This is a genomic window from Roseiarcus sp. (assembly GCF_052145395.1).
In the GTDB taxonomy this organism is placed as follows: Bacteria; Pseudomonadota; Alphaproteobacteria; order Rhizobiales; family Beijerinckiaceae; genus Roseiarcus.
Genome location: NZ_JBKQOT010000162.1, coordinates 1 through 26,824, shown reverse-complemented (window position 1 = coordinate 26,824; position 26,824 = coordinate 1). Strand labels below are relative to the sequence as shown.

25 protein-coding genes are annotated in these 26,824 nt (G+C 66.6%); 17 read left to right on the top strand and 8 right to left on the bottom strand.

Features of this window, described 5'->3' with window-relative positions; genetic code table 11:
* From ACLP25_RS05780 to ACLP25_RS05725, 12 genes are all read left to right on the top strand, one after another.
* Positions 1–736, top strand: a 736-nt coding sequence (locus ACLP25_RS05780; protein ID WP_442468275.1) for a patatin-like phospholipase family protein, incomplete at its 5' end; no start/stop codon positions are given.
* Positions 737–758: 22 nt separating this feature from the next.
* Positions 759–2,213, top strand: coding sequence for a GntP family permease (locus ACLP25_RS05775; RefSeq protein WP_442468276.1), 1,455 nt, complete (start codon positions 759–761; stop codon positions 2,211–2,213).
* 28 nt (positions 2,214–2,241) lie between these two features.
* Positions 2,242–3,360 carry an efflux RND transporter periplasmic adaptor subunit gene (locus tag ACLP25_RS05770; RefSeq protein WP_442468274.1) on the top strand — a complete coding sequence of 373 codons (1,119 nt, stop codon included), beginning with the start codon at positions 2,242–2,244 and terminating at the stop codon, positions 3,358–3,360.
* On the top strand, positions 3,357–6,440 hold the full coding sequence (locus ACLP25_RS05765) for an efflux RND transporter permease subunit (protein WP_442468273.1): 3,084 nt from the start codon (positions 3,357–3,359) through the stop codon (positions 6,438–6,440). The genes ACLP25_RS05770 and ACLP25_RS05765 overlap by 4 nt, the downstream gene beginning before the upstream one ends.
* Before the next feature lie 29 nt (positions 6,441–6,469).
* Positions 6,470–6,721: a hypothetical protein gene (locus ACLP25_RS05760; RefSeq protein WP_442468272.1), complete on the top strand. Its 252-nt coding sequence runs from the start codon at positions 6,470–6,472 to the stop codon at positions 6,719–6,721.
* On the top strand, positions 6,706–7,206 hold the full coding sequence (locus tag ACLP25_RS05755) for a Na+/H+ antiporter subunit E (RefSeq protein ID WP_442468271.1): 501 nt from the start codon (positions 6,706–6,708) through the stop codon (positions 7,204–7,206). Before ACLP25_RS05760 ends, ACLP25_RS05755 begins: the two co-directional genes overlap by 16 nt.
* Positions 7,199–7,480, top strand: coding sequence for a monovalent cation/H+ antiporter complex subunit F (locus tag ACLP25_RS05750; RefSeq protein WP_442468270.1), 282 nt, complete (start codon positions 7,199–7,201; stop codon positions 7,478–7,480). Before ACLP25_RS05755 ends, ACLP25_RS05750 begins: the two co-directional genes overlap by 8 nt.
* Positions 7,477–7,770, top strand: coding sequence for a monovalent cation/H(+) antiporter subunit G (locus ACLP25_RS05745; protein ID WP_442468269.1), 294 nt, complete (start codon positions 7,477–7,479; stop codon positions 7,768–7,770). The genes ACLP25_RS05750 and ACLP25_RS05745 overlap by 4 nt, the downstream gene beginning before the upstream one ends.
* Entirely contained in the window at positions 7,767–8,708 is a 942-nt protein-coding gene (locus tag ACLP25_RS05740; protein ID WP_442468268.1) for a Na(+)/H(+) antiporter subunit B, read from the top strand. The genes ACLP25_RS05745 and ACLP25_RS05740 overlap by 4 nt, the downstream gene beginning before the upstream one ends.
* The gene (locus ACLP25_RS05735) at positions 8,705–9,046 is read left to right on the top strand and encodes an NADH-quinone oxidoreductase subunit K (protein WP_442468267.1); all 342 of its coding nucleotides are present in this window, start codon (positions 8,705–8,707) and stop codon (positions 9,044–9,046) included. Before ACLP25_RS05740 ends, ACLP25_RS05735 begins: the two co-directional genes overlap by 4 nt.
* The gene (locus ACLP25_RS05730) at positions 9,043–10,548 is read left to right on the top strand and encodes a complex I subunit 5 family protein (RefSeq protein WP_442468266.1); all 1,506 of its coding nucleotides are present in this window, start codon (positions 9,043–9,045) and stop codon (positions 10,546–10,548) included. Before ACLP25_RS05735 ends, ACLP25_RS05730 begins: the two co-directional genes overlap by 4 nt.
* Positions 10,545–12,167 (top strand): complex I subunit 5 family protein, encoded by a 1,623-nt coding sequence (locus ACLP25_RS05725; RefSeq protein WP_442468265.1) that lies wholly within the window; start codon positions 10,545–10,547, stop codon positions 12,165–12,167. Before ACLP25_RS05730 ends, ACLP25_RS05725 begins: the two co-directional genes overlap by 4 nt.
* On the opposite strand, the gene ACLP25_RS05720 is transcribed toward ACLP25_RS05725, so the two are convergent.
* The gene (locus tag ACLP25_RS05720; protein WP_442468264.1) at positions 12,143–13,939 is read right to left on the bottom strand and encodes a metallophosphoesterase family protein; all 1,797 of its coding nucleotides are present in this window, start codon (positions 13,937–13,939) and stop codon (positions 12,143–12,145) included. The two genes, ACLP25_RS05725 and ACLP25_RS05720, sit on opposite strands and share 25 nt — an antisense overlap.
* 144 nt (positions 13,940–14,083) lie before the next feature.
* On the opposite strand from ACLP25_RS05720, the gene ACLP25_RS05715 reads away from it, so the two are divergent.
* From ACLP25_RS05715 to ACLP25_RS05705, 3 genes are all read left to right on the top strand, one after another.
* Entirely contained in the window at positions 14,084–15,139 is a 1,056-nt protein-coding gene (locus ACLP25_RS05715) for an AI-2E family transporter (RefSeq protein WP_442468263.1), read from the top strand.
* A 372-nt stretch (positions 15,140–15,511) separates the two neighbouring features.
* A complete protein-coding gene (locus ACLP25_RS05710) occupies positions 15,512–16,165 on the top strand; it encodes a TetR/AcrR family transcriptional regulator (protein ID WP_442468262.1) in 654 nt (217 codons plus the stop codon).
* A gap of 20 nt (positions 16,166–16,185) precedes the next feature.
* Positions 16,186–17,706: an FAD-dependent monooxygenase gene (locus ACLP25_RS05705; RefSeq protein WP_442468261.1), complete on the top strand. Its 1,521-nt coding sequence runs from the start codon at positions 16,186–16,188 to the stop codon at positions 17,704–17,706.
* Positions 17,707–18,001: 295 nt separating this feature from the next.
* Here ACLP25_RS05705 and ACLP25_RS05700 read toward each other — a convergent pair whose 3' ends face one another.
* Together ACLP25_RS05700 and ACLP25_RS05695 are read right to left on the bottom strand one after the other, a co-directional pair.
* The gene (locus tag ACLP25_RS05700) at positions 18,002–18,157 is read right to left on the bottom strand and encodes a hypothetical protein (protein ID WP_442468260.1); all 156 of its coding nucleotides are present in this window, start codon (positions 18,155–18,157) and stop codon (positions 18,002–18,004) included.
* A gap of 8 nt (positions 18,158–18,165) precedes the next feature.
* Positions 18,166–18,375, bottom strand: coding sequence for a TOBE domain-containing protein (locus tag ACLP25_RS05695; RefSeq protein ID WP_442468259.1), 210 nt, complete (start codon positions 18,373–18,375; stop codon positions 18,166–18,168).
* Between the two features lie 202 nt (positions 18,376–18,577).
* Between ACLP25_RS05695 and ACLP25_RS05690 the strand changes: the two genes are divergently transcribed.
* Complete coding sequence (locus ACLP25_RS05690) at positions 18,578–19,126, top strand: DUF2478 domain-containing protein (RefSeq protein WP_442468258.1); 549 nt, start codon at positions 18,578–18,580, stop codon at positions 19,124–19,126.
* Between the two features lie 503 nt (positions 19,127–19,629).
* Here the strand turns inward: ACLP25_RS05690 and ACLP25_RS05685 are convergent.
* The 4 genes from ACLP25_RS05685 to ACLP25_RS05670 all read right to left on the bottom strand — a co-directional run bounded on the left by ACLP25_RS05685 (position 19,630) and on the right by ACLP25_RS05670 (position 25,164).
* Complete coding sequence (locus tag ACLP25_RS05685) at positions 19,630–20,076, bottom strand: hypothetical protein (protein WP_442468257.1); 447 nt, start codon at positions 20,074–20,076, stop codon at positions 19,630–19,632.
* Positions 20,077–20,175: 99 nt separating this feature from the next.
* Positions 20,176–22,659, bottom strand: coding sequence for an arylsulfatase (locus ACLP25_RS05680; RefSeq protein WP_442468256.1), 2,484 nt, complete (start codon positions 22,657–22,659; stop codon positions 20,176–20,178).
* A 12-nt stretch (positions 22,660–22,671) separates the two neighbouring features.
* The gene (locus ACLP25_RS05675) at positions 22,672–23,652 is read right to left on the bottom strand and encodes a SphA family protein (protein ID WP_442468255.1); all 981 of its coding nucleotides are present in this window, start codon (positions 23,650–23,652) and stop codon (positions 22,672–22,674) included.
* 18 nt (positions 23,653–23,670) lie between these two features.
* A complete protein-coding gene (locus ACLP25_RS05670; protein ID WP_442468254.1) occupies positions 23,671–25,164 on the bottom strand; it encodes an arylsulfatase B in 1,494 nt (497 codons plus the stop codon).
* 282 nt (positions 25,165–25,446) lie between these two features.
* Between ACLP25_RS05670 and ACLP25_RS05665 the strand changes: the two genes are divergently transcribed.
* Positions 25,447–26,142, top strand: coding sequence for a Crp/Fnr family transcriptional regulator (locus ACLP25_RS05665; protein WP_442468253.1), 696 nt, complete (start codon positions 25,447–25,449; stop codon positions 26,140–26,142).
* 66 nt (positions 26,143–26,208) lie between these two features.
* On the opposite strand, the gene ACLP25_RS05660 is transcribed toward ACLP25_RS05665, so the two are convergent.
* Positions 26,209–26,824 (bottom strand): aquaporin (locus ACLP25_RS05660; protein WP_442468252.1); only part of this gene is annotated, 616 nt, incomplete at its 5' end.

The following is a 26,824-nucleotide window of genomic DNA, read 5'->3' as shown; positions in this document are numbered from 1 at the left end:
CCGCTGGAGCCTCGACACCTCTCCGGCCTATCTCGCGATGGACCTGATGTCGCGGATGATCTCGCCCTACAGCCTCAATCCGTTCGGCCGTAACCCGATCAGCGACATCCTGGAAAAGAGCATCGATTTCGCCCATCTCGGCGAAGCCTCGATCAAGCTCTTCATCACCGCGACCAACGTCCATACCGGACGCGGGCGCGTGTTCCGCAACCATGAGCTGACGCCCGACGTGCTGCTCGCCTCAGCCTGCCTGCCGACGATGTTCCAGGCGATCGAGATCGATGGCGAGCCCTATTGGGACGGCGGCTACGTCGGCAACCCGACGATCACTCCCTTGGTGCGCGAGAGCGACGCGCTCGACGTGATCCTGGTCCAGATCAATCCGCGCGTGCGCCTCGAGACGCCGCGCACGGCGTCCCAGATCCTCAACCGCCTCAACGAGATCTCCTTCAACTCGCCGCTGATGAAGGAATTGCGCATGATCGCGCTTCTCCGGCAGGCCGCCGACCCGGGTACCGGCGAGGGCGCGCGCTGGGCGCGCATGCTCATGCACCGGATCGCCACCGACAAGCTGGCTGAATACGGGGCCTCCTCGAAGCTCAATGCCGAGGGCGAATTTCTCGCGATGCTGAAGGAGGACGGGCGGCGCGCGGCCGACGCCTTCCTCGCCGAGAACCGCGACGCCCTCGGCAAGCGGTCGACCGCCGACCTCGACGAACTGCTCAATGAGGTCTGAGACGATGGGCGGCTCCGATCTCATAGGCCTTCTGGGGATTCTCATCGGCCTCGGCGTCCTGATCTGGTTCGCCTTCAAAGGCTGGAGCGTTCTTTTGCTCGCGCCGATCGCCGCGGTCATCGCGGCGTTCGTCTCGCGCGAGCCCATCCTCGCCCACTGGACCCAAACGTTCATGCGCAGCGGGGCGGGGTTCTTCGCCCAGTTCTTTCCGCTCTTTCTGCTCGGCGCCCTGTTCGGCAAGCTGATGGAAGACTCGGGGTCGGTCACCTCGATCGCCAATTTCATGACCGAGAAGCTGGGGGCGGGCCGCGTGATCCTCGCGGTCGTCCTCGGCGGCGCCGTCGTCACCTATGGCGGCGTCAGCCTGTTCGTGGCTTTCTTCGTGATCGCGCCGATGGCGCAGAACCTTTTTCGCGCGGCGGACATTCCGCGGCGCCTGATGCCAGCGGCGATCATGCTCGGCACGGCGACCTTCACCATGTCGGCGATGCCCGGCACGCCGTCGATCCAGAACACCGTTCCGATGCCCTTCTTCGGCACGACGCCGTTCGCGTCTCCGGGGCTCGGCATCCTCGCTTCGCTCTTCATGCTGGGGTTCGGCCTCTGGTGGCTGCAGCGCCAGGAAGCGGCCGCGAAGGCCACGGGCGAGGGCTTTGGCGACGGCGACCTGAAGTCGGCCGGAGCGCTCGCCGAGGACGACACCTTGCGCGAACGCGCGTCGACTGCGCACGAATTCGATCCGGCCGAGATCGCCCACGGCGCCGTGGCGGCCCAGGGGCCGGCGTTCGCCGCCGCGGCCGCGCCGATTGTGGTGGTGATCCTGGTCAACCTCATCCTCTCCCTGATCGTCTTTCCGCGGGTCGACCTGAGCTTTTTGGCGAAGCCGGAGTGGGGCGGGACGTCGCCTGCGGCCGTTACCGGCGTCTGGTCGGTCATTGCGGCGCTGACCTGCGCCATCCTGACCGTGCTCGCCCTCAACATTCGGCGCATCCCCAGCCTGCGCGCCACCATGGACGCCGGCGTCAACGCCTCCGCGCTGCCGGTGATCAACGTGGCGAGCCTGGTCGGGTTCGGCGCGGTGGTCGCCGCGCTCCCGGCTTTCGCGATGGTGCGCGACGCGGTGCTCGGGATCGGCGGGGGCCCGCTCGTCTCGCTCGCGGTCGCGACCAATATCCTCGCCGCGCTGACCGGCTCCGCGTCCGGCGGCCTGACGATCGCGCTCGACGCTCTGGGTTCGACCTTCCTCGAGCGGGCAGGGCAGATCGGCATGGACCCGGCGCTCCTCCACCGCGTGGCGGTGATCAGCTCCGGGACCCTCGACAGCCTGCCGCACAACGGGGCCGTCGTGACGCTCCTCTCCGTCTGCGGCTCGACCCACAGGGAAGCCTACAAAGACGTCTTCGTCGTCGCGATTGGCGGCGCGCTCATTGCGCTCGCCGTCGTGATCGTGGTGGGATCGCTGGTTGGATCGTTCTAGAGTCCGCCCCATTCAAGGATCGTTTCCCGTGTCTTCCTTCGGCTTCCCTCTAGGCATTCATCGTCGCAAGCCGCTGACGATGCTGGTTCTCGCGGCGCTCGCGCTCGCGCTCGTGGCCGAGGGCTGCAATCGGGAAACGACGGCCGAAGCGCCGCCGCCGCGTCCGGTTCGCACCGTGATCGCCGAAAAGGGCGAGCTGGGCGAGTCGGTCGTTCTCACGGGCCAGATCCTTGCGGAGAAGGAATCGGCGCTCGCCTTCCGCGTCGGCGGGCGCATCCTCGAGCGGTCGGCGGACGTGGGCGATCGCGTCACGCCGGACCAGGTGCTGGCGAAGCTCGACCCGCAGAATGAGCTCAACGCCCTACGTTCGGCGCGCGCGGCGCTCTCGGCTGCTCAAGGGCGCCTGGAGCAGGACGCCAATCAGTTTCAGCGTCAACAGCATCTCTTGGACCGAGGCTTCACCACCCGGGTTCTGTTCGATCAGGCGCAGCAGGCCTACCGCACGTCGCAGGCGGCCGTCGACGACGCCAAGGCGCAACTCGAGATCGCCGAGGACCGGGTCAGCTACACGGAGCTCAAGGCCAACGTCTCCGGGACGATCACCGCGCGCGGCGCGGAGTCGGGCGAGGTCGTCCAGGCCGGACAGATGGTCTTCCAGGTGGCGCGCGACACCGGATGGGACGCGGTGTTCGACGTGCCGGCGCAGGTGATCCGTACCGCGCCGGCCGATGCGGACATCATGATCGCCTTGACGGACGATCCTTCGGTGACCGCAAAGGGACGGGTTCGCCAGGTCGATCCGCAGGCCGACCCGATCACCCGCACCTTCAAGGTGCGCATCAGCGTCAACGATCCCCCGCCCGCCATGCGGCTCGGCGCCACTGTCACCGGGCGCCTGGACACGTCCTCGGGCAAAGGCATCGCGATCCCGGCGAGCGCGCTGACCGCCGCCGACCGCAGCCCCGCCGTATGGGTGGTCGACCCGGCGAACCTGACCGTGGCGCTGAAGCCGGTCGAGGTCCTGCGTTTCGACCCCGGCACCGTCGTCATTTCCGGCGGACTCGAAGGCGGCGAATTGGTCGTGACCGCGGGCGTGCAGGCTCTGCATCCGGGCCAGAGGGTCCGTCTGCTCGGAGCCCAAACATGACCGGCCCCAATCTTTCCGATTGGGCGCTCAAGCACCGTTCGTTCATGGTGTTCGCAATGCTCGCGATCACCACCGCGGGCCTCTTGTCCTACTACCGGCTCGGGCGCAGCGAGGACCCGGCGTTCACCTTCCGCACCATGATCGTGCAGGCCGCCTGGCCCGGCGCGACGCTCGACGACACGCTGAACCAGGTGACCGAACGGCTCGAGCGCAAGCTCCAGGAGACGAAGGGGCTCGACTATATTCGCAGCTACACGAGCCCCGGCCTCACGACCATCTTCGTCAATCTCAAGGGCTCGACGTCCGCGACCGAAGTTCCGGACATTTGGTACCAGGTGCGCAAGAACATCGGAGACATTCGGGCGACGCTGCCGTCCGGCGTCGTCGGGCCGGGCTTCAACGACGACTTCGGCGACACCTACGGGCTCATCTACGGGTTCACCACCGACGGCTTCAGCCACCGCGAGCTGCGCGACCATGTCGAGGACATTCGCTCGCGCCTCCTCAAGGTCCCGGACGTGTCCAAGATCGAGATTCTCGGCGGGCAGGACGAGCAGATCTTCGTCGAGTTCTCGACCCAGGTGCTCGCGGGCCTCGGCATCGATCGCGCAGCGCTCGTCGCTGCGCTGCAAGCGCAGAACGCTGTCATCCCCGCAGGCGACCTGCAGACCGGCGACGAGAAGCTCTTGATCCGCGTGACCGGCGCCTTTCGCTCCGAGAACGATCTTCTCGACGTCAATTTCCTGTCCAACGGACGGCTCATCCGCCTGCGCGACATCGCCGAGGTCCGCCGCACGCTCGCCGATCCGCCCCAGCCGATGTTTCGCGTCAACGGAAAGCCCGCGATCGGACTCGCGATCGCGATGCGCGACGGCGGCGACATTCTGGCGCTCGGCCGGAACGTGAAAGCCGCGCTCGACGAGGCGATGGCGGAGACGCCGATCGGCATCGACGTCGCGCTCGTTTCCGATCAGCCCGTCGTCGTGAACAACGCGATCGGCGAATTCATGGAGTCGCTCTGGCAGGCGATCGCGATCATCATGGCGGTGAGCATCGTCAGCCTGGGCTTCCGCCCGGGTGCGGTGGTCGCGCTGTCGATCCCGCTCACGATGGCGATCATCTTCCCGATCATGGAATGGCTCGGCATCGACCTCCAGCGCATCTCGCTCGGCGCCTTGATCATCGCGCTCGGCCTCCTGGTCGACGACGCGATGACCACCGTGGACGTGATGACGTCGCGCATGGCGGCGGGCGACGACAAGGAGAAGGCGGCGACCTTCGCCTATCAGTCCCTCGCCTTCCCGATGCTGACGGGGTCGTTCGTGACCGCGGCGGGATTCGTACCGATCGGCTTCGCCAAGAGCTCTGCCGGCGAATACACGTTCTCGATCTTCGCCGTCGTCACGATCGCGCTGATCGTGTCCTGGTTCGTGGCGGTACTGTTCGCGCCGCTGCTCGGCATATGGCTGCTCAAGGCGCCGGAGCGGGCGGCGCCGCAGAAGCCGAGCCGCATCATCGGCGCCTTTCGCGCCATTCTGCTCGCGGCGATGCGGTTCCGCTGGTTGACGGTCGCGTTGACGCTCGCCTGCTTCGTGCTCTCGCTTATCGCCCTGCCTTATGTGCCGCGGCAGTTCTTTCCCGCGTCCGACCGGCCGGAACTCGTCGTCGACCTGACCCTTCCGCAGAACGCCTCGATCTACGCAAGCGACAGGGTCGCGGCCAAGCTCGACGCGATCCTCAAGGACAACCCGGACGTCGAAAGCTGGAGCACCTATGTCGGGCGAGGCGCAATCCGGTTCTACCTGCCCTTGAACGTTCAGCTCGCCAACGACTTTTTCGCGCAAGCCGTCGTCGCCGCCAAGGACGTAGCGGCGCGCGATCGGCTCCATGCCACGCTCGAGAAGAAACTCGCCGAGGATCTGCCGAGCGTCGTCTCGCGGGTCTCGCCGCTCGAGCTCGGACCGCCGGTCGGCTGGCCCGTCCAGTACCGGGTAAGCGGCCCCGACCTCTCGTCCGTACGGTCGATCGCATTGCAGCTCGGCCAGGTCATGGGCGGGAATCCTGCGCTGAGGCGGATCAACTACGACTGGATGGAGCCGTCGCGAAAGGTCCGCGTCGAGATCGACCAGGACCAGGCGCGCCTTCTCGGCCTCAGCTCCCAGGCGCTGTCGGGCTTTCTCAACACCGTCATGACCGGGGCGCCGATCACGCAGGTGCGCGACGACATCTATCTCGTCGACGTCGTCGCCCGCGCCCAGGATGAGCAGCGCGTGTCGCTTTCGACCTTGCGCGCCTTGCAGGTTCCGTTGCCGAACGGACGCACAGTCCCCTTGAGCCAGATCGCGACCTTCGACTTCGATCAGGAATATCCGCTCATCTGGCGGCGCGACCGGACGCCGACCCTCACCGTTCAGGCCGACGTCGCCGATGGCGCGACGCCGGAGGGGGCGGTCGAGTCCCTTGCGCCCGCCATCGACAAGCTGAGGGCGACGCTTCCGAAAGGCTATAGCATCGGCGTTGGCGGGACGGTCGAGGAGAGCGCCGCGTCGCAGGCTTCCGTGTTCGCCAAAGTGCCGCTGATGCTGTTCCTGATGCTGCTTTTCCTCATGGCGCAGCTGCACAGCTTCAGCCGCCTGGCGCTGGTGCTCAGCATCGTGCCGATGGGTCTGATCGGGATCGTCGGCGCGCTGCTGATCGCGGGACGCCCGCTCGGCTTCGTCGCCATTCTCGGAATCCTTGCGCTCATGGGCATGATCGCGCGCAACGCGGTCATTCTCATCGAGCAGATCGAGACGGAGCGGCGGCAGGGCTTGAGCGCATGGGACGCCGTGGTCGAAGGGTCGCTCTCCCGCTTCCGGCCGATCATGCTGACGGCGATCTCGACGGTGCTCGGCTTCATCCCGATTGCGCCGACCGTGTTCTGGGGACCGATGGCGTTCGCCATCATGGGCGGACTGTTTGTCGCGACGGTTCTGACGCTGCTCGTGCTGCCGGCCCTCTATGTGATCTTCTTCCGGGTGCGGGAGACGAAGGCAGGCGTGAAAGGCCTTAGCTCCAGCCCGGAAGTCGTATCGGGATGACGATCACGGTTTGGTGAAGGAGGCAAGCGATGAATGCAATGGATCGACGCAAGTTTCTGGTCGCCACGGTTTGCGGCGCCGGCGCGGGGCTCGCGCTCGCGCCGGGAGTGGCGGCGGCGCTGCCGCTCGACGCCGGCGCCGCCCGCGGGCTCGCCGAGCACATGAACGACGACGTGCAGCGCGCCCAGACGGTGGTCGTTCACGGGGGGCGGCCGCGCCGGCGCCGCTGGGTCTGCTGGTGGCGTCACGGACGGCGCGTGTGCGGATGGCGCTGGGTCTGACGGCGTTGACAGGAAGCGCGGCGCTCGCCCGCGGGCTCGCCTTTCTCCTGCTCTGGCTTGCGGTCGCTGGCCGCAAGCCGTCGGACCTGCCCGTCGGCGTCGCGGTCGCTGTGGCTGCGACTTGGGCGAGCCTGATCCTCGCTCCGCCCTCCGGCGGACGGCTGAACATTTCCGCGGCCATGTCCTTTCTCATCGACTTCCTGCGCCTGTCGCTGACGTCGGGGCTCGACGTCGCGCGGCGGGCGCTGCGGGTCCTGCCGGATCTCCAGCCCGGCGTGGTCGAGGCGCGGGTCAGGCTCGAGCCGGGCTTCGCCCGCAACGCTTTCTGCGTCATCGCGAGCCTTTTGCCCGGCACGCTGTTGACCGGTTTTGACCCTGACGACGACCACAAGGGCTATGTTCACGGGCTCGACGTCCGACAGCCGATTGCGGCGGAGCTCGCGGCCGAAGAGACCTTCTTCATGCGGACGCTCGGGCATGACTGACGCGCTCCTTATCGCCGCCGGCATCATTCTCCTGACGGTCGCCGTCGGCCTCGTGCGCGTCCTCTACGGCCCGCGCGACGTTGACCGGATGATGGCCGTGCAGCTTCTCGGCACAGGCGGTATCGCCGCGCTGCTGCTCGCTGCTTCGGCGACGGGGGTCGCTGGCGTGGAGAACGTGGCGCTCGGGCTCGCGCTGCTCTCGAGCTTCGCCTCTGTCGCCTTCATCACCGCTTCGACTGGAGCGGGAAAGCCCGAGCAGACCGGGGACCAATGAGCCTCGCTGTCGATCTCTTCAGCCTGCTCGCGATCGGCGCAGGCGTGTTCTTCTTTCTGGCGGGAACAGTCGCGCTCTTGCGCTTCCCGGATTCGCTCTCGCGTCTGCATGCGCTGACCAAGAGCGACAATCTTGGCTTGGGGCTCGTCGTGCTCGGGCTTCTGCCGCGCGCGGGCACGCCGCTCAGCGCGCTGAAGCTGATCGTGTTGTGGGGGCTCGTGCAGCTCTCGAGCGCGAGCGTTGCCCAGTTGGTCGGTGCGGCGCTTCGACGGCGGGGCGCCGCCGAATGACCCTGTTCGACGCGCTGGATCTCGCGCTCGCGGCCATCGTGCTCGGCCTCGCCGCCTGGACCATCGCCGCCCGCGAGGTCTTCAGCGCGGTCGTCGGCTATGTCGCTTATGGCCTTCTGCTCGCGATCGTCTGGGTGCGCCTCTACGCGCCGGACGTTGCGCTGACGGAAGCCGCGATCGGCAGCGGGGTCACCGGCGTCCTGCTCGTCGCCGCCTCGACGAGGCTCGGCCGCTTGCCGAAGGCGGAAGCGCCGCCCGGCGCCGCGCTGAAAATCGCCGCCGCCGCGCTCTCCCTCATCGTGGCGGGTCTCCTTGCCGCGGCCGTCCTGTACCTGCCCGATCCCGCCCCCTCGCTCGCGCCCGAGGCCGACAAGGACCTTGCCGCAACGGGTCTCGGCAATGCGGTCACGGCCGTGCTCATCGCCTATCGCTCATTCGATACGATGCTCGAAAAGGTCGTGCTGGTGCTTGCGGTTGTGGGCGTGTGGTCGGTTGCGCCGGACCGGTTCTGGGGCGGCGCGCCGGCGCCCCTCGGGCCCGCTGCGCCGGAGGCGGCGCTCGTCTTCCTCGCCCGCATCCTGGCGCCGATCGGCATCGTGATTGGCGTCCAGATGTTCTGGGTCGGCGCCGACGATCCGGGCGGCGCGTTCCAGGGCGGCGCGATCCTCGCCGCCATGTGGATCATCGTCATGATGGCGCGCCTGGCCGAGCCGCCGCGGATCGGCTCGGGCTGGCTTCGGCTGGCGCTGGTTTCGGGGCCTGCAGTGTTCCTGCTGGTCGGCCTCGCCGGACCGCTGATGGCCGGGAGCTTCTTCGCCTTTCCTGCGGGCTTCGCCAAGCCGCTCATTTTGTTCATCGAAGCCTTCATGGTGTTGTCGATTGCGCTGACGTTGCCGCTGCTGGTCGCGGGGCCGCCGAGCCGGGAGGCCGGACCATGAGCCCGCCGATCATCGCCGGGTTCGTCGGCGCGGGGCTGGTCGGGCTTGGCCTCTACGCCCTGATCGTCAACCCGGAGCCGCTGAAGAAGCTGCTCGCCTTCAATTTGATCGGCAGCGGGGTGTTTCTTGTCTTCGGCATCGTCGCGCGGCGCGGCGCGGTCGGCGTCTTTCCGTTCGATCCTGTGCCTCAGGCGATGGTGATCACCGGCATCGTGGTGGCGTTCGCGGCGAGCGCGCTGGCGGTCGCGCTCATGCTCCGCCTCGCCGAGGAGTCGGGACGCGTCACGCTCGATCCGGACGCCTGGACGAAGCCCGACGACGGCGCCGAGGGCCCATGACTCCGGCGGAAACGACGACATCGGGCGGCGCGCTGCTCGTGCTCGCGATCCTGCTGCCCTCGGCCGGAATCCTCGCGTCCTTCGCGCTCGGCGGCCGCAACGCCGAGCGGATCGCGCTCGGCTCCGCGCCGCTTGCGCTCGCGATTGCGCTCTCGGTCCTCGCCGAGGTTTGGCGCGCCGGGCGGCCGATCGTCTATGCCATCGCCGGCCTTTCCCCTCCGCTCGGCATCGCGCTCAGGGCCGACGGGATCTCCGCAGTTATGCTGGTGACGAGCGCGCTGATCATCCCGGCCGCCGGGCTCTACGCCCGTGCGGGCTTCGCGACTCCGCCGGCGGAAAGAGAGTCGCGCAAGGCGTTCACTTTCTGGATCATGCTCCAGGCGATTTCCGCCGCGCTCGCGATCATCTTCGTCAGCGGCGACCTCTTCAACCTTTATGTCGCTCTCGAGCTTCTCACCTTCGCCGCCTTGCCGCTCGCCTGCGTGGAGGGCAGGGCGGAGACCTTTGCCGCGGCCCTGCGCTATCTCCTCTTCGCCCTGTTCGGCTCGATCTTCTACCTGCTCGGCGCCGCGCTCCTCTATGGAGCCTTCGGGACGCTCGACATCGCGCTTCTGGCCGAGAGAATGCGCCCCCTGCCGGCCGTCACGGCGGCGGCGGCGCTGATGAGCGCGGGGCTTCTCGCCAAGACGGCGCTCTTCCCGCTGCATCTCTGGCTGCCGCCGGCGCACGCGAACGCCCCGGCGCCGGCGAGCGCCGTGCTCTCTGGCCTCGTCGTCAAAGGCTCGTTCTTTCTGACCTTGCGGCTGTGGTTCTATGTCCTGCCCGCGCTGCCCGCGGTCGGCTTCGACGCGATCCTCGGCGCGCTCGGGTCGGGCGCAGTCGTGTTCGGCAGCGTGCTCGCGCTCATGCAGCCGCGGCTCAAGCTCCTCATCGCCTATTCGACCATCGCCCAGATCGGCTATCTCTTCCTGATCTTCCCGCTCGGCTCCGGGCTCCACGCGTGGACGGCGGACGGCTGGAACGGCGGGTTGATGCAGGTCCTCGCGCACGCCTTCGCCAAGGCCGCGATGTTCCTCGCCGCCGGCGTCCTCTACGAGTCGCTGGGGCACGACAAGATCGCGAAGTTTTCCGGTGCAGCGAAGGCGATGCCGATGACGTTCCTGACGCTCGGCCTTGGCGGTCTCTCGCTGATGGGCCTGCCCCCAAGCGGCGGGTTCGCCGCGAAGTGGCTGCTTTTGCGCGCGTCCGTCGCCTCCGGCCAGTGGGTCTGGGCGCTCGTTCTGCTCGTGGGCGGCCTGCTCGCGGCCGGCTACGTCTACCGGATTCTTGCTCCCGCCCTCTCGAGCGATCCCGTCGCGTTGAAGGCCCCGCCGCGCCGGGCCGGCGAGGCGATCGCGCTCTCACTCGCGCTCGTCGCGGTCGTGCTCGGCTTCGCTCCGGAGTCCTTCTTCCAACTCCTCGACATTGGCCGGCCTGCGCTGGCGACGGCGGGTCTCCCATGACGGCCTTCGGCCCCATTTTTCCGGCGGCGACCCTGGCCGTCCCGACCGCGTTCCTGGTCGCGGTCTTTTTCCCCCGCCTGCGCGACTCCGCGCTGGCGCTGCAATGGGTCGCGCCGATCCCGGCGCTCGCTGCCGCCATCTTCGCCCTCGCATGCGGCCCGTTCGCTCTCGATGCGCCGGCGCTGAAGCTCAGCCTGTGGCTCGACCTGCCGACCGCCCTGCTGCTCGCGGTCTCGGCGCTCCTGTGGATTGCGGTCGGCGCCGGCGCCTTCTTCGATCGAGTCGAGCGGCCCGAACCGCGGGCGGCAGTCTCCTGGCTCCTCACCATGATCGGCAGCCTCGGCGTGTTCGTTGCCGACGACTTGCTCTCCTTCTATCTGGTCTATGCGCTCGTCAGCATTCCGGCCTATGGCATGTTCGCCTTCGATCCGTCGCCGGGGACGGCGCGGGCCGGCCGCGTCACCATGGCCTTTGCCATTCTGGGCGAGGCGTTTCTCCTCTTTGCTTTCGGCATGCTCGCTGCGGGCGAGCCGCACGGCAGCCTCAGGATTCCCGACGTGGTCGCCGCCTTGCCAGGCTCGCCCTGGCGCGATGCGGCGCTTGCGCTGCTCGTTGCGGGGTTCGGCGCCAAGATGGGCCTCGTTCCGCTCAACGGCTGGATGCCGCTCTCCTACGCTGCGACGCCGATCCCCGCTGCGGCCGTGCTCAGCGGCGCGGGCGTCAAGGCCGGCGTGATCGGCCTCATCCGCTTCCTGCCGCTCGGGGTCCCAATGGCGGGCTGGGGCGAGGCGCTGGCGGTCCTCGGGTTCGCCACCGCCTTCTACGGCGTTGCAATCGGCGTCACGCAGCAGAATCCCAAGGCCGTCCTCGCCTATTCGAGTATGAGCCAGATGGGGGTCATCGCCGCTGCGCTCGGCATGGCGCTCGCCGCGGGCGACGCGAATGCGCCTGCGCTGGTCGCCTGCTATGCGGCCAACCACGTGCTTGTTAAGGGGGCGCTGTTCCTCGCCGTCGGCGCTTTCGCCGCGCGGGGGGTTCGTCCTGGCGCCTGGAGCCTTATTGCGCTGGTGCTTGCTCTCAGCCTCGCCGGCCTGCCCTTGACCGGCGGGGCGCTCGCCAAGGCCGCCTCGAAGCCGCTGTTCGGCTATGGCGTCGCCGCCGCCCTTGCGGCGGCGTCCTCGGCGGGAAGCGCGCTCTTGATGGTGCATTTCGTGTCGCGCCTGCCGTTTTCGTGGCGTTTCGACGCGACCGCGAGCCCGGTCCGTCTTGTCCGCTCATGGCCGTGGTTCGCCGGCGCCGCGCTGCTTCTGCCTTACGTGCTCTTCCCGCTCGTTGGCAGTTTCGGCGACGCGCTCTCGCCGTCGAAACTCTGGGACGCCCTCTGGCCAATTCTCGTCGGCGGTCTCCTGGCCGTCTGGCTCGCGCGCGTCGCGGACCGCCTGCCGCGCATCCCGCCGGGCGACATGATCGTCTTCGGCGAGGCGGCGTTTGACCGGTGTCTTGCCTCGGCCACGCTTTTCGACCGCATCGACCTCGCCTTCCGTGGCTGGCCGGCGGCGGGGCTCGCGCTGCTGGCGATTGCGCTTGCGCTGGCTTACGCGACCGCCAACGCGGGCTGAATCGCGGGCTCTGCGGCAAGCTCGACCCGCTCGGGCGCCAAAAGGCTCACCCGCCCGTCCGGGTCGACTGTGAGCGTTTGCACATAGAAATGCGTGTCGCGGCTTTCGGGCGCCATCACCGGCGACGGCGCCGAGATGATGGTCAGCACGCCGCACGCGCCCACCCAGTCCACATGCCGATGGCCGTGCATGACGACGATCCGCTGCGCGTAAGGTTTCAACTCGCGCAGGAACCATCCGCCGTTGATCAGCGCCGTGCCGATCCGCTCCGCAAAGGTCGCCACCGGCCGAGGGTATTCGATCACGTGATGATGGAGCGCGACGATCCAGCCGGCTCGCGGATAGGCCTCGAATGCGGCTTTCAACCGCTTCGCCTGCTCGACTGGGATCAATCCGAGAGCGTTGGTGAAAGAGAAATGCGTGTCCGCGTTCGAATCGAGGATTGCGACGCCGAGCCCGTCCGGACCGTCCGGCGGCAGGATGAGCGGGAAGATCTCCGCCCACAGGCTCTGCAGGCGCTGGGACAAACGGAACCCGCTCCGGTTGGCGAACGCCTCGATGTCCGCCCTTCGGGGCTCGAGCGCCTTCGCGAGCAGAACCGTCGAGCCTCCGCTCACCGTACGCACCCGATCGCCTTGGACCGCCGCGAAGACCGAAAGCGCCCGCATTCGCCGCAGGGTCTTCATAGGGCTGGTTGGCAGATCGAGACGGGCGGGATTGGCGCGGTCGACGATATTGACGTCATGGTTGCCGGGCAGCACCAGCGTGCGCGCCGCGAGCTCGGGAAAGGCCGCCAAGATGTCGAGAAACTCCGCCCATTCCGCCGAGGTCCCCGCGTCGGTCATGTCGCCGGTGAAGAGGACGAGGTCGAGCGGGTTGTTCGCATGGATCGCGGAGAGCCGCGCGAGCGCCCGCCCGAACCGGCCGTTGCCGCGCGCGCCGGCCCGGCCGCTCTCGATCCTGAGCCCGTAGCGTTCGCCGACCACGTGCACGTCCGAGAGATGGGCGACGCGAAAGACCCGCGCGCCGGGGGCCGGCGCCGGCGCCGCAGCGAGGTCGAGCGGCTGGTCGGCGGACGCGTCCGCAAGGCCCCAGACGAGCGACGCGACGGCGAGATAGGCCGACATGACGACGACCGCGTTCGCAACGGTCGGCAGAACGAGCCCGAGCGGCGAGCCAAGATCGGCGACCGAGCCAATCCAGCGCGTCGCAGGCCAGACGAGCCCTGCAACGAGGCCGGCGACGACGAAAAGGATGACGCCCGCTGCGGCGCAACTCGCCCTGCGGATCCGCGCAAATTCCTGTCCGGTTCGCCCCTTGAGCGAGCGCTCGGCGAGATGCCGAATCGCCTCGCGCCAGAACGCGTAGCCGGGCTGCACCGCGAGCGCGTTCAGCGACCAGAAATTCGACTCCGCGAGACGGAACAGCGGGCGCCAGCCGTAGACTACCGCCGCCGCCGCGGCGATCACGACGATGACCGCGCCGATGTCGGACGCCTCGTCAAAGCGGTTCGACGCCTCGCCGATCCACGCCGTCAGGACCAGCGGCGCTAAGCCCAGCAAAACCGCGGGCGCGAGGATCTGGAGCGTCCAGATGACCGCGAGCTTCGGCAAGCTGATTTCGCCGACGAGGCTGCCGGCGATGGCGAGGAGCGACCGCTGCTTGGGCGCCGAATGGTCGCTTTCGAAATCGCCGAGGCGCGGATCGAGGATCGGCGCGCGCATGGGCGCGGCGAGAGGCGTTCGGCCGACAGGTTCGGTGACGTCGTCCATCGAATGGACCCTCGAAGGGAAAGCGTCCCGCATAGCAGGCGGGGTCCGACTTCGATAGCGCCATGGCGTCGGACGGTTCGTTCGCGCTATGGAGGGGCCGGGGCGGCGCAAGGCGGCGGCCGGCAGGTCCAGGGGCTACGGGCGATGACGTCGGACTCAGTTTCACGAACCTCGATCGCCGTCGTCGCGGTCGTGACGACGGCGGCGGCCGCTTATTTCGCCGACACCGTGTTCGCGCCGCTCACGCTCGCGCTCTTCATCATCGCGCTCGTCTGGCCTTTCCAGTGCTGGCTGCAGGCGCGCGCGCCGGCTCTTCTCGCGCTCGCCGTCACCATGACGCTCACGATCCTGACCATGCTCGTCTTCGCCTCGCTCGTCGTCTGGGGGTTTAGCCGGGTCGGGCGGTCGCTGATCGCCGATTCCAGTCGCTACCAGGCGATCTACGACGCCACGGTCGCCTGGCTCGACAGTCACGGCGTCTCGGTTGCGGGACTCTGGGCGGAGCATTTCAACGTGAGCTGGATGCTGCGCGGCGCCCAGCAGATCACCGGCCGCGTGAACACGACCCTCAGCTTCTGGATCATTACCCTCGTCTACGTGATCCTCGGGCTGATGGAGGTTGAGGACGCGGAAAGGAAGCTCTGGGCCTTCCTCAGCCCGGGCGCCGCGCGCGCCTTCGTCGGAGCCTCAGCCGACACGGGGAAAAAATTCCGCAAGTACATGGAGGTGCGGACCCTGATGAGTCTCGCAACGGGAGCGCTCGTATGGGCCTTCGCCGCCGCGGCCGGGCTTCAGTTTGCGGTCGAATGGGGCGTCATCGCCTTCGCCCTCAACTACATCCCCTTCATCGGGCCCTTCATCGCGACGGTGTTCCCCACGCTTCTGGCGATGGCGCAGTTCGCGACCTGGCAGGCGGCGCTCGGCGTTTTCGTCTGCCTCAACATCATCCAGTTCGTCATCGGCAGCTATGTCGAGCCGCGCATGTCCGGCAACGTTCTGGCGATCTCTCCTTCGGTCGTCCTGTTCTCGGTGTTCTTCTGGACCTTCTTGTGGGGTCTCTACGGCGCCTTCATCGGCGTGCCGATCACGATCGCGGCGCTCACCTTCTGCGAGCATTGGCCCTCGACCCGGTGGATCGCGGACCTGCTCGGCGGCCCGCTGCCGGCGGGCGTCAAGCCGAGCGCAACGGCTTCCCCATAAGCGGTCAGCTCGATCGTTACGCGATCAGCGCGTGTCCTCTTGCGAAGGCGGTATGCGAGGTCAGCAGGTTTGCGGCGGTTTTGGCGGCGGCGGGCTCGCTGGACGCGCCATGGGACATCGCGGAGGATCTGTGAGCCGGACGGCTTGTCGAATGCCTTGCTGACCGCGGGTGCGATGAAATCAGTCACTTCGCGGCGTTCCTGCCCGGCCGGCCGGCGTCTGTTCGTGGATTTCATCGCGGCCGCGTATCTGAGCTGAGGGCCGGGAGCCTATCGGAAGCAGCGACAGTCTGTCTCGAACGCCATACTTCTAGGTTGCGCGGCAAAATCGATGGCGGCCCGGAACCAAACACGCTTCCCCGAGTTGATGACCATGGAGTCATCAACTGGCGCAGGGTCCTCCGGCCCCCTGTGGCGCAGGCGCAAGGAAGCAAGGCCGGCCGAGATTACGGCGGCGGCCTTGGAAGTCTTCGCCGATCATGGCTTCGCAGCGGCAAGGCTCGACGACGTCGCCCATCGCGCCGGCGTCGTCAAAGGCTCGATTTACCTCTACTTCTCGGACAAGGAGGATTTGTTTCGTGCCGTGGTGCGTTCCGCCGTCGTCCCCGACATGGAGACAGTCCGAGGCGCGGCGGAACGTTTTGACGGGCCTTTTGTCGAGCTCGCGCCGCGGCTCCTGCTCGGAGCCGCAGCCGTAATGAGTCGGCCCTCCGTGTCTCGCTTCGCGCGCGTGGTGATCGGGGAGTCGCGGAACTTCCCCGACCTCGCCCGCATCTGGCACGACGAGGTCGTCTCGCCGATGATCGGCGCCGTGGCGCGCGTGATCGCTCGAGCGCAGGCGCGTGGGGAGGCGCGCGAGGGCGATCCTAGCCTCTACGCCTTTTCCCTCGTGGGACCCCTCTTCACGGCCATGCTGTTCCGGGACGTGTTCGGCGAAGCGTCCGACGACCCGCCCAACCTCGACCGCCTGGCTGAGCAGCATGGCCAGACCGTTCTTTGCGGCCTTCTCGCCGCGCCGCCAGCCTGAAACCGACAGGAGCAAAGACCATGGCAGACTCTCGCGTCTTGATCGTCGGCGCCGGCCCGACCGGCTTGGTGCTTGCGCTCTGGCTGACGAAGCAGGGCGTCCCTGTTCAGATTGTCGACAAGACCGCCGGTCCGGGGACGACGTCCCGGGCGCTGGCGGTTCATGCGCGAACGCTGGAGCTCTACGAGCAACTCGATCTCGCCGACGCGGTCGTGACGAAGGGTTACACCGTCCCAGGCCTGCGGCTGTGGCTTGGCGGTCGAGAAGCCGCACGCGTGCCATTCGATGAGATCGCTTCGGACCTGACGCCCTATGGCTTCCTGCACGTCTTCCCGCAGGACGAGCACGAACGCCTTCTGATCGAGCGCCTGGAAGCGTTGGGGGTTCGGGTCGAGCGCTCAACCGAACTCATCGGATACGCCGAGGAAGGCGATCACGTCAGCGCTCGGCTTCGCGGCCCTGAGGGCGCCGAGCGCATCGTCAACGCAGCCTTCATCGCCGGCTGCGACGGGGCGCATTCGAAGGTTCGTGAGATCATGGGCACGGGTTACCCGGGCGGAGCCTACCCGCAGATCTTCTATGTCGCCGACGTCGCCGGCGAGGGCCCGGCGTTCAATGGCGACCTCAATATCGAGCTCGACGAATCCGACTTCCTGGCCATCTTTCCGTTGGCGGACAACGGCCGTATCCGCTTGATCGGGGCGATCAGGCCGGGCGAGGGGAAAGACCTCGACCATCTCACCTTCGTCGACCTCAGCGACCGGGCGACAAAGTTGCTGAAGCTTAAGGTCGACAAAGTGAACTGGCTTTCCACCTACCACATATCTCACCGGGTGACCGACCATTTCCGCCGCGACCGGGCCTTGCTTTTGGGTGACGCCGCGCACATCCACACGCCGGTCGGCGGACAGGGCATGAACACCGGCATCGGCGACGCGATCAACCTGGCCTGGAAGCTTCAGGCGGTCCTGGCGGGGCGGGCGCCGGACGCCCTTCTTGACACTTTCGAGGCCGAACGGCGCGCCTTTGCGCTGCGGCTCGTCCAGACCACCGACCGTTTCTTTAACGTCGCCGCCGCCGAGGGGCGCCTAGCCGAGATCGTCCGCACGCGCTTAGCGCCGATCATTCTGCCCCAGGCGGCGAAGTTCGAGCCGGCGCGCAACTATCTCTTCCGAACGATCTCTCAGATCACGTTGAACTATCGGGGGAAGGGTCTGGATCACGGCCACGTCGGGTCCGTCCATGGCGGCGACCGCCTGCCTTGGGTGAGAACGCGCGACGGCGACAACACCAAGGCGCTGAAGCGCATCGGCTGGCAGGTTCACGTCTACGGCGCGGCCGAGGAGAGGTTGAGACGATGGTGCGAGGCGCGACGCATCCCGATCGAGGTCTACCCTTGGAGCGATGCGATGGGGCATGCCGGACTGCGGGAGAACGCGCTCTACCTGATCCGTCCCGACACCTACGTCGCCCTGGCCGAACCCTCCCAGGCGGTGAGCGCGGTCGAACAGTTTTTCGCCAAGGTTCAGATCAAGCCGTAGCGAAAACCCGGGGAGCGCCTGAAATCAATGATGGAGAGAGGTCGCGTATAGAGGTGTCGTGGCCGCCCGTCGTCCGAGCCGGCGCTGTCGGCCACAGCAAAGTCTAATCCACCGCCGCAATGCTCACGCTCACATCGCATGGCGGCGCGGAATTGGGGGCGCTGGTGACGCTCAGGCCGGCGCCGGCGCGGACGATGTCGGCGTCATTCGCGGCGTTGACGCCGCCCGCCGCCGCGATCAGCGACGATGAAGCGCCTGCGAAACATCGCCGCAGCGAGCTCGATTCCGGCGACCGTCATCGCGCCGCGCGCGGCAAATTCGATGCGCCCGCGCCGCCCATGCAGGCCAACGCCTCGGTGGTCAGGTCCCCGCCTGGCGCGTCCTCGGCGAGCAGCGCCTCCGCCAGGTCGTCCAGGCGCCCGGACGGAGGGGACCGCGATTCTTCCGGCATGGCGAGCTTCAGTCGATCGCGACCATGACGTCGGAAGCCTTGATCACCGCCGACGCGGGCTTGCCGACTTCGAGCCCCAGCGCCTCGACGGCTTCGTTGGTGATGGAGGCCGTGACGACGATCTCGGGGCCGACCTCGATCTTCACATGCGCCGTGGTTGCGCCTTTGGTGATTGCGACCACCTTGCCGGTCAGAACGTTACGCGCAGAAAGTCTCATCGACCGGATCCTGGGGCTGACGTAGGCCGGACGGATCGCCGCGCGTCCACGTGTCCCCCATTAACGGAGCCGGCGCCTCGCCGTCCACGCGCCTTTGCGTCGCAGTTTGTTTTCGGCGACGGGCGTGGCGCGCATTTTGCGACGCAACATCGGTCGCCAAGTTCGCGCGACGGATTGTCGGGTTTCCGACAAAGGAGCCGTTATGGACGCCCAGATCCTCGATCCCAACCGCTTTGCCGCGATCGTCTACGAGGACGGCGCCAAGGTCGACGGACTGATGACGCGCTTCGCCCGGGAGCTTGTCGCGGCGGGCGTGGACGCCCGCGGCATCGTCCAGCTGCCTCCGGACGCCGACGACTGCGGTCCTGGCGCGCTGATGAAGCTCCAGGATGTCGCCACCGGCGAAGTGATCCCGCTCTGTCAGGATCTCGGTCCCGGGGCCGGAAGCTGCTGCCTCGATTCGTCCGCGCTCGCCAGAGCCGCTCAGCGCCTCCGCATCGCGGCGAGCGAGCCATCCGACATCCTGTTCTTTTCCAAGTTCGGCAAGCAGGAGGCGGCTGGCGGCGGCATGCGGGCCGAACTCGCCTACGCCATCAGCGAAGGCCGCATCGTCTTGACCGCGGTCAAACGCTCCCTTCTGCCCTCGTGGGACAGTTTCACCGGCGGCCAAGGCACGCTGCTCGAGCTTCGGCACTGGGGGGTCAGGGACTGGTGGCTGGATAATTCGTCCCTGAGACGTCAGGCCGCTTGAGCTGGCGGCCGCTCTGCGCCTGCGTTCGAACGCCGTCCGGCGTCGTTCAGCGTGCGTTCGACACGCGCTCGACACGCATTCGACATGCGTTCGGCGCTGGATTTGACCTCCTTATTCACCCGTGAATCGTGACTTTTCAACGCGTTGCACTCGAGTTTGCGAGAAAATCGTAACGGCCATCGATTCCGACATTCTGCGAGCGCCCCCTCCACCACCCTCCTCCGCGCTGACGCGCAGGGGAGGAAAGGCGCGCTCTCCTCCCCCATGGAGCGAAAGCGGAATGGGGACCGTCCGAAGGACGGTGGCGGGGTGCGCCGCGGTCTGAGGCTCGCATGAACGGGATCATAGCGGAATTTCTGTTTTTCCGCAATTAAAATTCGCGCCGCCGCCATTCCACGCGAGGCGGCTGCCCTGCTGAAGGATGCGTCGATCCTTTGGCAAAGCAGCCGCGTTCCGCGCGGGCGACTGGCGGTTCGCGCTTTGTGGTCGCGCCAAGAGCGAGCTTACGGGCAGGTGTCCCAGAAGCCGTTCCGCTGGCTCGGGTCGCTGTAGTACCAGCACAGGCCCGGCTGGGGCGGCGGGGGCGCCCAGGCGACCGCCGTGCCGACCGCAAGCACACCGATCGCCGCGCCGGCCGCGATGGCGCCGCCGGGCGCCCAGCGATCGGGCCGGCCGACCCACGCGCCGCGATAGACGCCGCCATGATAGCCGCCAACGCCATAGCCGCCGTGGTAGCCGACGCCTCCGTGATAGCCGACGCCGCGATTCACGTTGACGTTGCGGTTCACGTTCCGGTTGACGTTCACGTTGTTGTGGCCGCCGTGATAACCGCCGCCGCGATGGACGCCGCCGTGGCCGCGGTGCACCTGCGCCACGCCCGGCTCGGCGAGCGCCAACACGCTGGCTGCGGCCATAGCGGTTACCGTCAAAAGTTTCGAAATCTTCGTCACTGAGTACCCTTCCTTTTTTGTCCTAGGTGTTATCTTTCGGGAACGAGCGCCTTTCGGGCGTCTTGTTATGAGGTGCTCGGGCGGCCGCGCCGCGGCGCCTCACTGACCATCGATGTCGGGGACGTCGAGCGCGGCGTTTCCGCCCTCGAGGTGGATCTCAACCTCGTCGATCCGGCCGTTATATTTGAACGGCATCCGGTCCGCGTAATCCTCGATGATGGGCGTGCCGCGATCCTCGCCGACGTCGAGTGTCTCGTCGACCGAATAGATGAAGGGCACCGTATGGCTGATGGTCGTCCTGGGGACTTCGGCGCCGTCCACCTTGAGCACGTATTCGCCGCCCTTGCCGAATTCGCCCTTCTTGCCGGCGTATGCGAAGTCGACGCTGACGACATGGTCGCCAGGCGTGAGCTTGCTCGGGCCGCTGATGCGGATGCCGTCGTTCGGCTGCTGGGTGTTCTTGTAAGCCCATACCGGCTTGCCGTCGAGCATCACAAGACCCCAGCCGGCGAAACGTCCGCCTTGCGTGATGACGACGCCCTCGGCGCCCTTTTCGGGCACGTTGAGCTTCGCCGTGATGGTGTAGGACGTGTTCTTCACCGTCGGCGCGGTTCCCTCGGGAATGCGAACAGTGCCCTGGCGATAAACAAAGTGGGTGTGCCCGCGAGTCAGGCTCGGCCTCTGGAAAACCGCCTCGAGGGTTGCTCGCGGACTGAGAATAAGCGGTAGCGCGTTGTTGCGGCCGGCTTCCGCCCACCACAGCTCCTCCATCTGTTTGAGCTTGTCGGGCATCGTCTTGGCGAGATCATTGCCCTGAGAGAAATCTTTAGTGAGATCGTAGAGCTCCCAATTGAAGCTTTCGGGCGTTAGGCCTTTGGGCTCGGGCATCCAGGCAAAAACGAGCGGGGTGGTCGAAGCCATCCAGCCCTTGTGATAGATCCCGCGATTGCCGAACATCTCGAACAGTTGCGTGGCGCGGCGAGTGGGGGCCTTGGCGTCGTCCCATGTGTAGGCCATCGAGACGCCGTCGATCGGCAATTGTTTCGCGCCGTTGATCATGTCGGGCGCCTTCACGCCGGCGGCCTCCAGAATGGTCGGCAGGATGTCCGTCACATAGTGGAACTGCTCGCGTAAAGTCCCCACGTCCTTGATCCGTTTCGGCCAGCTCATCACCATGCCGTTGCGGGTGCCCCCGAAATGGCTGGCGTAGCGCTTGGTCCACTGGAACGGCGTATCGAACGCCCACGACCACGGCACCGGCATATGGTTGTAGTGGAGCGGTCCGCCGAGCTCGTCCTTGATCGAGTAGAGGTAATCGAAGGTCTCGGTGGCGCCGTTGCCCAGCACGGCAATTTCATTGGCGGTGCCTTGCAGCGTGCCTTCGGCGCTGCCGCCATTGTCGCCTTCGATGAAGATGATCAGCGTGTTGTCGGCAAGCCCCTCTCGTTTGACGGCGTCGATCACGCGCCCGATGTTGTAGTCGTCATAGGCGAGAAAGGCGGCGTAGATTTCCGCCATACGCGCAAAAAGCTCTTTCTGCCTCGCATCGAGAGAGTCCCAAGCGGGCAGGTTGGCTGGCCGCGGCGTCAAAATCGTATCCTGCGGGATCACGCCGAGCGTCTTCTGGCGCGCGAACGTCTCCTCGCGCAGCTTGTCCCAGCCCAGGTCGAACTGGCCCTTGAACTTCGCGATCCAATCCTTCGGGACGTGATGCGGGGCATGGGTCGCGCCGGGGGCGTAGTAGGCGAAGAACGGCTTGTTGGGAGCCAGCGCTTGCTGCTGCTCGATCCAGTGGATCGCCTGATCGGCGAGATCGGAATCCAGATTATAGTTAGCCTTGGCCGCCTCGGTCAGTTTCTCCTTGGGCTCGATCGGAGTCGTGTTCTCGAACAAGGTCGGGTCCCACTGGTTCACGTCGCCGCCGATGAACCCGTAGAAATAATCGAAGCCGAGCCCGGTCGGCCAGAGATCGAACGGCCCCACCGCGCTGCTCTGCCCCGCCGGCACGTTATGGTTTTTGCCGAACCACGCTGTGCTGTAGCCGTTACCGCGCAAGATTTCGGCGACCGTCCCGGCGCTCTTCGGCATTAGCGAATCGTAGCCCGGATAGCCGAGGCTGCGTTCCATGATGATGCCGGTATGGACGTTGTGCTGGTCGCGCCCCGTAATGAGCGCCGCGCGCGTCGGTGAGCACAAGGCCGTCGTATTGAACGCGTTGTATTTCAGACCGTCTGCGGCAAGTGCTTCGAGCGTCGGCGTCGGAACCGGGCCCCCGAATGCGCTCGACGCGCCGAAGCCGATATCGTCGGTCAGGATCAGCAGGATGTTGGGCGCGCCCTCAGGCGCTGAAACCGGCTGCGGAAAGTCGGGCTTCGAGTCGTCGGTCGTCCGCCCGATGACTCCTTTGAACACCGGGTCGGGGTAGGGCAGCACGGAGACGTTTGGCGGGCCGGCCTCGATATTCGGGGCCTTCGCAGCTTGCGCCTGAGCGGAGGCCGGATTCAGCCAGTCTCCGCCGAGGGCGCTCGCGAGAGCCACCTTGGCGGTCGAACGAAACAACTGCCGGCGGTGGAGTTTTGTCATAGCATTTCCTCCTCAAAATCTCGTCACGGCCTTCAGCCAGTAGATGTTGCCCTGAAGCCGGTTCTGCGTTTCCACCTCATGGAGCCATTTGACCTCGAAGGACGTGTCGTGGCCGGCGATCTTGGTGATGTATGACCCGACCGGCCCGACGCCGATGGATTTGCCTTCGAAGGCGCCGAGGTTGGCGCCGACTCCGGTATCCGCCGTCACCTGTCGGTAGTCGTAGGCGGAAACGCCAAGGCCTGCGAGGCCGCCCAGGAAGGGGAGATGCTGCGCGAGCGTGCCGTCGATATGGAACTGCGCGCCTGACCGATAATGGGTGGCGTCGTCGGTGGTGTTGATGTCGATGCCGGGATAGACCGACACCTCAAGGCCGTTCGTCTTGCCGAAGTACATCAGCCCGAGGATGGGCTCAAAGGTCCAGAAGTTCTTGCCAGTATTGGACAGGCGTCCAACTTCATAATCTCCCGTCGGCGCATAAATGCCGAGGCGAAAATTCGCGTTGAGATCCGAATTGACATTGTAGTTCAACATCAGCGGCATTAGCACGATGTCGCCGATGGCGTCGGTGGTCTTCGATTTCTCGGCCGAAATGGATGCGCCATTCAAGAGCGATGCGGTCCCGCTTGCCGAGACATAGGCCTCGATGTACGGAATCGTTACGCTCATCGCGTAACTCCAGCGTGGGCCGAAGTCGAACGACGGACGCCAGACCAACGAGACACCTTCGCCCCAAATTTCGGCCTTGGGACCTCCCACGATGACGCCCGCGAATGGCAGCCGCTTTGTGATGCTGGCCGAACCGATGTAGCCGAGGCCATTGAACTTCACAAAGAAGCCCTCGTTGAGGGGCACCGCATCGATGAAATCGGCAATCGATCCGGGCAGATAGTGACCGGAGCCGCCTTCCTCGGCGGAGGCGGCGTCGGTCAGACAACAGAGCCCAAGGCTGCCGAAGGTCGCGCTGAGCGCGGCCAAGCCATATTTTTTCATCGACCGCCCCCCGCCTGGTCAATTCGCCGGCAGGTCGATCTTCTCATGCGGCAGGCCGCTGTCGTCGATGTCGAAATCCGGGTCGAGGATCGTCTTGCCTTGGGCGCCGAGGAAGCCGGGCTGGGCCAGAATCCATAGGCTCGGCTTCTGTTCCTTCGCGTAGGCCAGCAACCGCGCCTCGAGATCCTGAGCGATCTCGGGGTGCTGTGCGGCGACGTCGGTCGTCTCGCCGGGATCCTCGAAGAGATTGAAGAGCTGCGTCTTTCCGGGAAGAAGCGCGATCTTGATCAGTTTCCAGTCGCCCTTGCGGATAGCGCCGCGGAAGGCCTCGACGTTGATCAGGATATCCTCGTTCGGCGACGGCGCGTCCCCGCCGAGGGTGCTCCACATGTCCCGGCCGTCGAACGGATGGTCGGGGCTGCCTTGGCCGCCGGCGAGCGTCAACAGCGTCGGCATCACGTCGACCATATGCAGCGGCTCGGTGACGACCCGCGGCTTGAGCACGGCCGGCCAGTTGACGAAGGCCGGCACGCGCACGCCGCCCTCTTTGAGGCTGCCCTTGCCGCTGCTAAACGGCGCATTGGACGCCGGCGGCTTCTGCCCCGGCAGAATACCGCCCACGTCGGCGCTCTTCTCCTCGTTGCTCTTGGCGCCCTGAGCGAAGAGCCCGCTGGTCGCCCCGCCGTTGTCGCTGGCGAACAGGATAAGGGTGTTGTCTCGAAAACCCTTCTTCTCCAGTTCGGCGACGATGCGGCCGACCTGGACGTCGAGCTCAGAAATCATCGCCGAGTAGGTCCGCCGCATCGGATCGGCGACGGAGCTGTACTGATCGATGGCGGCCTGAGGCGCCTGGTAGGGCGCATGGGGAGCGAGCGAGGCGAAATAGAGGAAGAAGGGCTGCTTGCCATCCTGCTGGTCGATCAGCTTGACCGCGTCGTCGCCGATGAGATCGGTGTAGTAGCCGTCCTCCTTGAGGAACACGCCGTTCCGCTGCCAGTCGATCACCCCGCCGCGTTCGCGGGTGAAATACTCCACTTCGCCGACAACGTTGCCATAAAAGTAGTCGAAGCCCCGGTTCTGCGGCCAGTATTTTTTGTCGGCATGGCCGAGGTGCCACTTGCCGACCATCAGCGTCTTGTAGCCCGCTTCCTTGAGCGCCTGCGGAAGCGTCTTCTCGTCGGTCGGCAGGCCATAAGTGTGGCTCGGGAAGATGACGAGGGTTTGCAGGCCATAGCGCATAGGATACCGGCCAGTCATCAGCGCGGCGCGGGAGGGCGTGCAGACGGGCTCTCCGTAGAAATCTTCGAGACGGACGCCCTCGCTGGCGAGGCGGTCGATATTGGGCGTCTTGATCTCGCCCCCGCGATAGCCGAGGTCGGCGTTGCCGAGATCGTCGGCCATGATGAAGACGATGTTCGGCCGTAGCGGCTCGGAGCGTCCTACGGTCGCCGCCATCATTGCGACGATCAGCGCCGCCGCAAACATCAATGTTCGAACGCTTAACCCGACCATATGACCTCCATGATCCTCTTGACCGACCCGGCGGTCTTGAGCCGCCTTCGATCACGCGATGCGAGAGGCGGCCCGCGTCCGCCCGCCGTCCCGCAGTCCGTCTGGACCTATCGCCCGGTTTCCCCGAGCGAGGCCCTGACGCACGCGCGTAGCCTGAAACTGGGCCAGGGATTGACCGCCCGCAATCAATTGGTAACGATCTCTGAAATTTTTTTTGCCTTCACCGGCTCGACCTCGCCGCCGGCGACGGGGTCTGGCTGTCAGCGATCTTTTGGAAGAGCCATGCCCAAACGCGCTCAGACGCATAAAACCGTTTCGCGGCACGGGTGGCTCAGCTACACGCCGCCGCCGTTCCGACAGGCCGTGCTGGACCGATGCAAGCTGGAGACCTTCAGCGGGGGTGCGACCATCTTTTCGGTCGGCGATCCGCCCGGCGGCATGTATGGGCTGGCGGCCGGAAGTTTTGCCATTTCCATCGCGCCCGGAGAGCGCGGCCCCTATGTCGCGCATTTCGCGTGGCCCGGCACTTGGTTCGGCGAGGCGGCGGCCTTAACGGAGCAGCCCCGGAAGATCAGCCTCGCGGTCAGCCGGGATTCGGAGGTCTTGCATCTGCCGCTGCCCGCCATTCGGGAGATCGTCGCGGCCGACCCGGGCGCGTGGCGGTTTTTCGGCCTCGCGGCCGTCGCCCACAACGATGTCGCCGTCGGCATCGCGGACGATCTTTTGATCCGCGATCATGTCAAGCGCAGCGTCGCGGTGCTCCTGCGCCTCGGCGGCTGCCGGTATCGCACGCTGGAGGACGCGCGGCCGATCGAGGTCGACGTCAGCCAGGAGGACTTCGCCGCGATGACGAATACGGCGCGAACGACCGCGGGCTCGGTGCTCAGAAAGCTCGAAGCCGACGGCGGCGTCGAGGTCTCGTACCGAAGAGTGCGGATCCTTGCCCCCGACTCGCTGCGAGCCATGTTGGAGCCTTGATAGGAACGACCGTTCTGCGCGCTCCGGACGGCTGGAGCCGCGAGCGGTCGTTCGAATTGACGAGCTTCAATCCTTCGGGGCGTCGAGCAGCGCGCTCTCCTTGAACAGGATTCCCGCGGCGCCCGCGCCGATCAGCGGGGCGACGATGAAGAGCCAAAGCTGTGCGACGGCGCCCGGGTTCGACGCGAAACCAATCAGCGCCGGGCCGATCGAACGCGCCAGATTGACCGAGGTCCCGGTAATGTTGATGCCGACGAGGTGGATCGCCGCGAGCGTGAGCCCGATGGCGAGGCCCGCGAAACCCTTCGGCGTGAAGGGATGCGTCACGCCGAGGATGGTGACGAGGAACAGGAAGGTCGCGACGATCTCGAACACGAAGGCGGAGACCAAGTTGTACTCGCCGAAATTGCCGGCGCCCCAACCGTTCTGCCCTAGCCCGCCGGTCCAGCCCGACGCCTTGCCCGACAGGATGAGGTAGAGCACCGCTGCTCCGACGAGCGCGCCGAGCACCTGCGCGATCCAATATTGAATCATCTCAGCCGCGCTCATGCGCCCCGCGACGAAGACGCCGAAGCTGACCGCCGGATTGACGTGGCAGCCTGAAATCGGCCCTATGCCATAGGCCATGGCGACGATCGCGAAGCCGAAGGCGCTGGCGATGCCAAGCAGATTGACGGCCGTC

Excerpts from the sequence above, each read along its gene's own strand:
- ACLP25_RS05680 (WP_442468256.1), bottom strand. The coding sequence starts at position 22,659 with ATGACAAAACTCCACCGCCGGCAGTTGTTTCGTTCGACCGCCAAGGTG.
- ACLP25_RS05755 (WP_442468271.1), top strand. The coding sequence starts at position 6,706 with ATGGCGCTGGGTCTGACGGCGTTGACAGGAAGCGCGGCGCTCGCCCGC.
- ACLP25_RS05665 (WP_442468253.1), top strand. The coding sequence starts at position 25,447 with ATGCCCAAACGCGCTCAGACGCATAAAACCGTTTCGCGGCACGGGTGG.
- ACLP25_RS05725 (WP_442468265.1), top strand. The coding sequence starts at position 10,545 with ATGACGGCCTTCGGCCCCATTTTTCCGGCGGCGACCCTGGCCGTCCCG.
- ACLP25_RS05765 (WP_442468273.1), top strand. The coding sequence starts at position 3,357 with ATGACCGGCCCCAATCTTTCCGATTGGGCGCTCAAGCACCGTTCGTTC.
- ACLP25_RS05715 (WP_442468263.1), top strand. The coding sequence starts at position 14,084 with ATGACGTCGGACTCAGTTTCACGAACCTCGATCGCCGTCGTCGCGGTC.
- ACLP25_RS05740 (WP_442468268.1), top strand. The coding sequence starts at position 7,767 with ATGACCCTGTTCGACGCGCTGGATCTCGCGCTCGCGGCCATCGTGCTC.
- ACLP25_RS05695 (WP_442468259.1), bottom strand. The coding sequence starts at position 18,375 with ATGAGACTTTCTGCGCGTAACGTTCTGACCGGCAAGGTGGTCGCAATC.
- ACLP25_RS05720 (WP_442468264.1), bottom strand. The coding sequence starts at position 13,939 with ATGGACGACGTCACCGAACCTGTCGGCCGAACGCCTCTCGCCGCGCCC.
- ACLP25_RS05670 (WP_442468254.1), bottom strand. The coding sequence starts at position 25,164 with ATGGTCGGGTTAAGCGTTCGAACATTGATGTTTGCGGCGGCGCTGATC.
- ACLP25_RS05730 (WP_442468266.1), top strand. The coding sequence starts at position 9,043 with ATGACTCCGGCGGAAACGACGACATCGGGCGGCGCGCTGCTCGTGCTC.
- ACLP25_RS05745 (WP_442468269.1), top strand. The coding sequence starts at position 7,477 with ATGAGCCTCGCTGTCGATCTCTTCAGCCTGCTCGCGATCGGCGCAGGC.
- ACLP25_RS05760 (WP_442468272.1), top strand. The coding sequence starts at position 6,470 with ATGAATGCAATGGATCGACGCAAGTTTCTGGTCGCCACGGTTTGCGGC.
- ACLP25_RS05735 (WP_442468267.1), top strand. The coding sequence starts at position 8,705 with ATGAGCCCGCCGATCATCGCCGGGTTCGTCGGCGCGGGGCTGGTCGGG.
- ACLP25_RS05705 (WP_442468261.1), top strand. The coding sequence starts at position 16,186 with ATGGCAGACTCTCGCGTCTTGATCGTCGGCGCCGGCCCGACCGGCTTG.
- ACLP25_RS05700 (WP_442468260.1), bottom strand. The coding sequence starts at position 18,157 with ATGCCGGAAGAATCGCGGTCCCCTCCGTCCGGGCGCCTGGACGACCTG.
- ACLP25_RS05710 (WP_442468262.1), top strand. The coding sequence starts at position 15,512 with ATGGAGTCATCAACTGGCGCAGGGTCCTCCGGCCCCCTGTGGCGCAGG.
- ACLP25_RS05690 (WP_442468258.1), top strand. The coding sequence starts at position 18,578 with ATGGACGCCCAGATCCTCGATCCCAACCGCTTTGCCGCGATCGTCTAC.
- ACLP25_RS05675 (WP_442468255.1), bottom strand. The coding sequence starts at position 23,652 with ATGAAAAAATATGGCTTGGCCGCGCTCAGCGCGACCTTCGGCAGCCTT.
- ACLP25_RS05750 (WP_442468270.1), top strand. The coding sequence starts at position 7,199 with ATGACTGACGCGCTCCTTATCGCCGCCGGCATCATTCTCCTGACGGTC.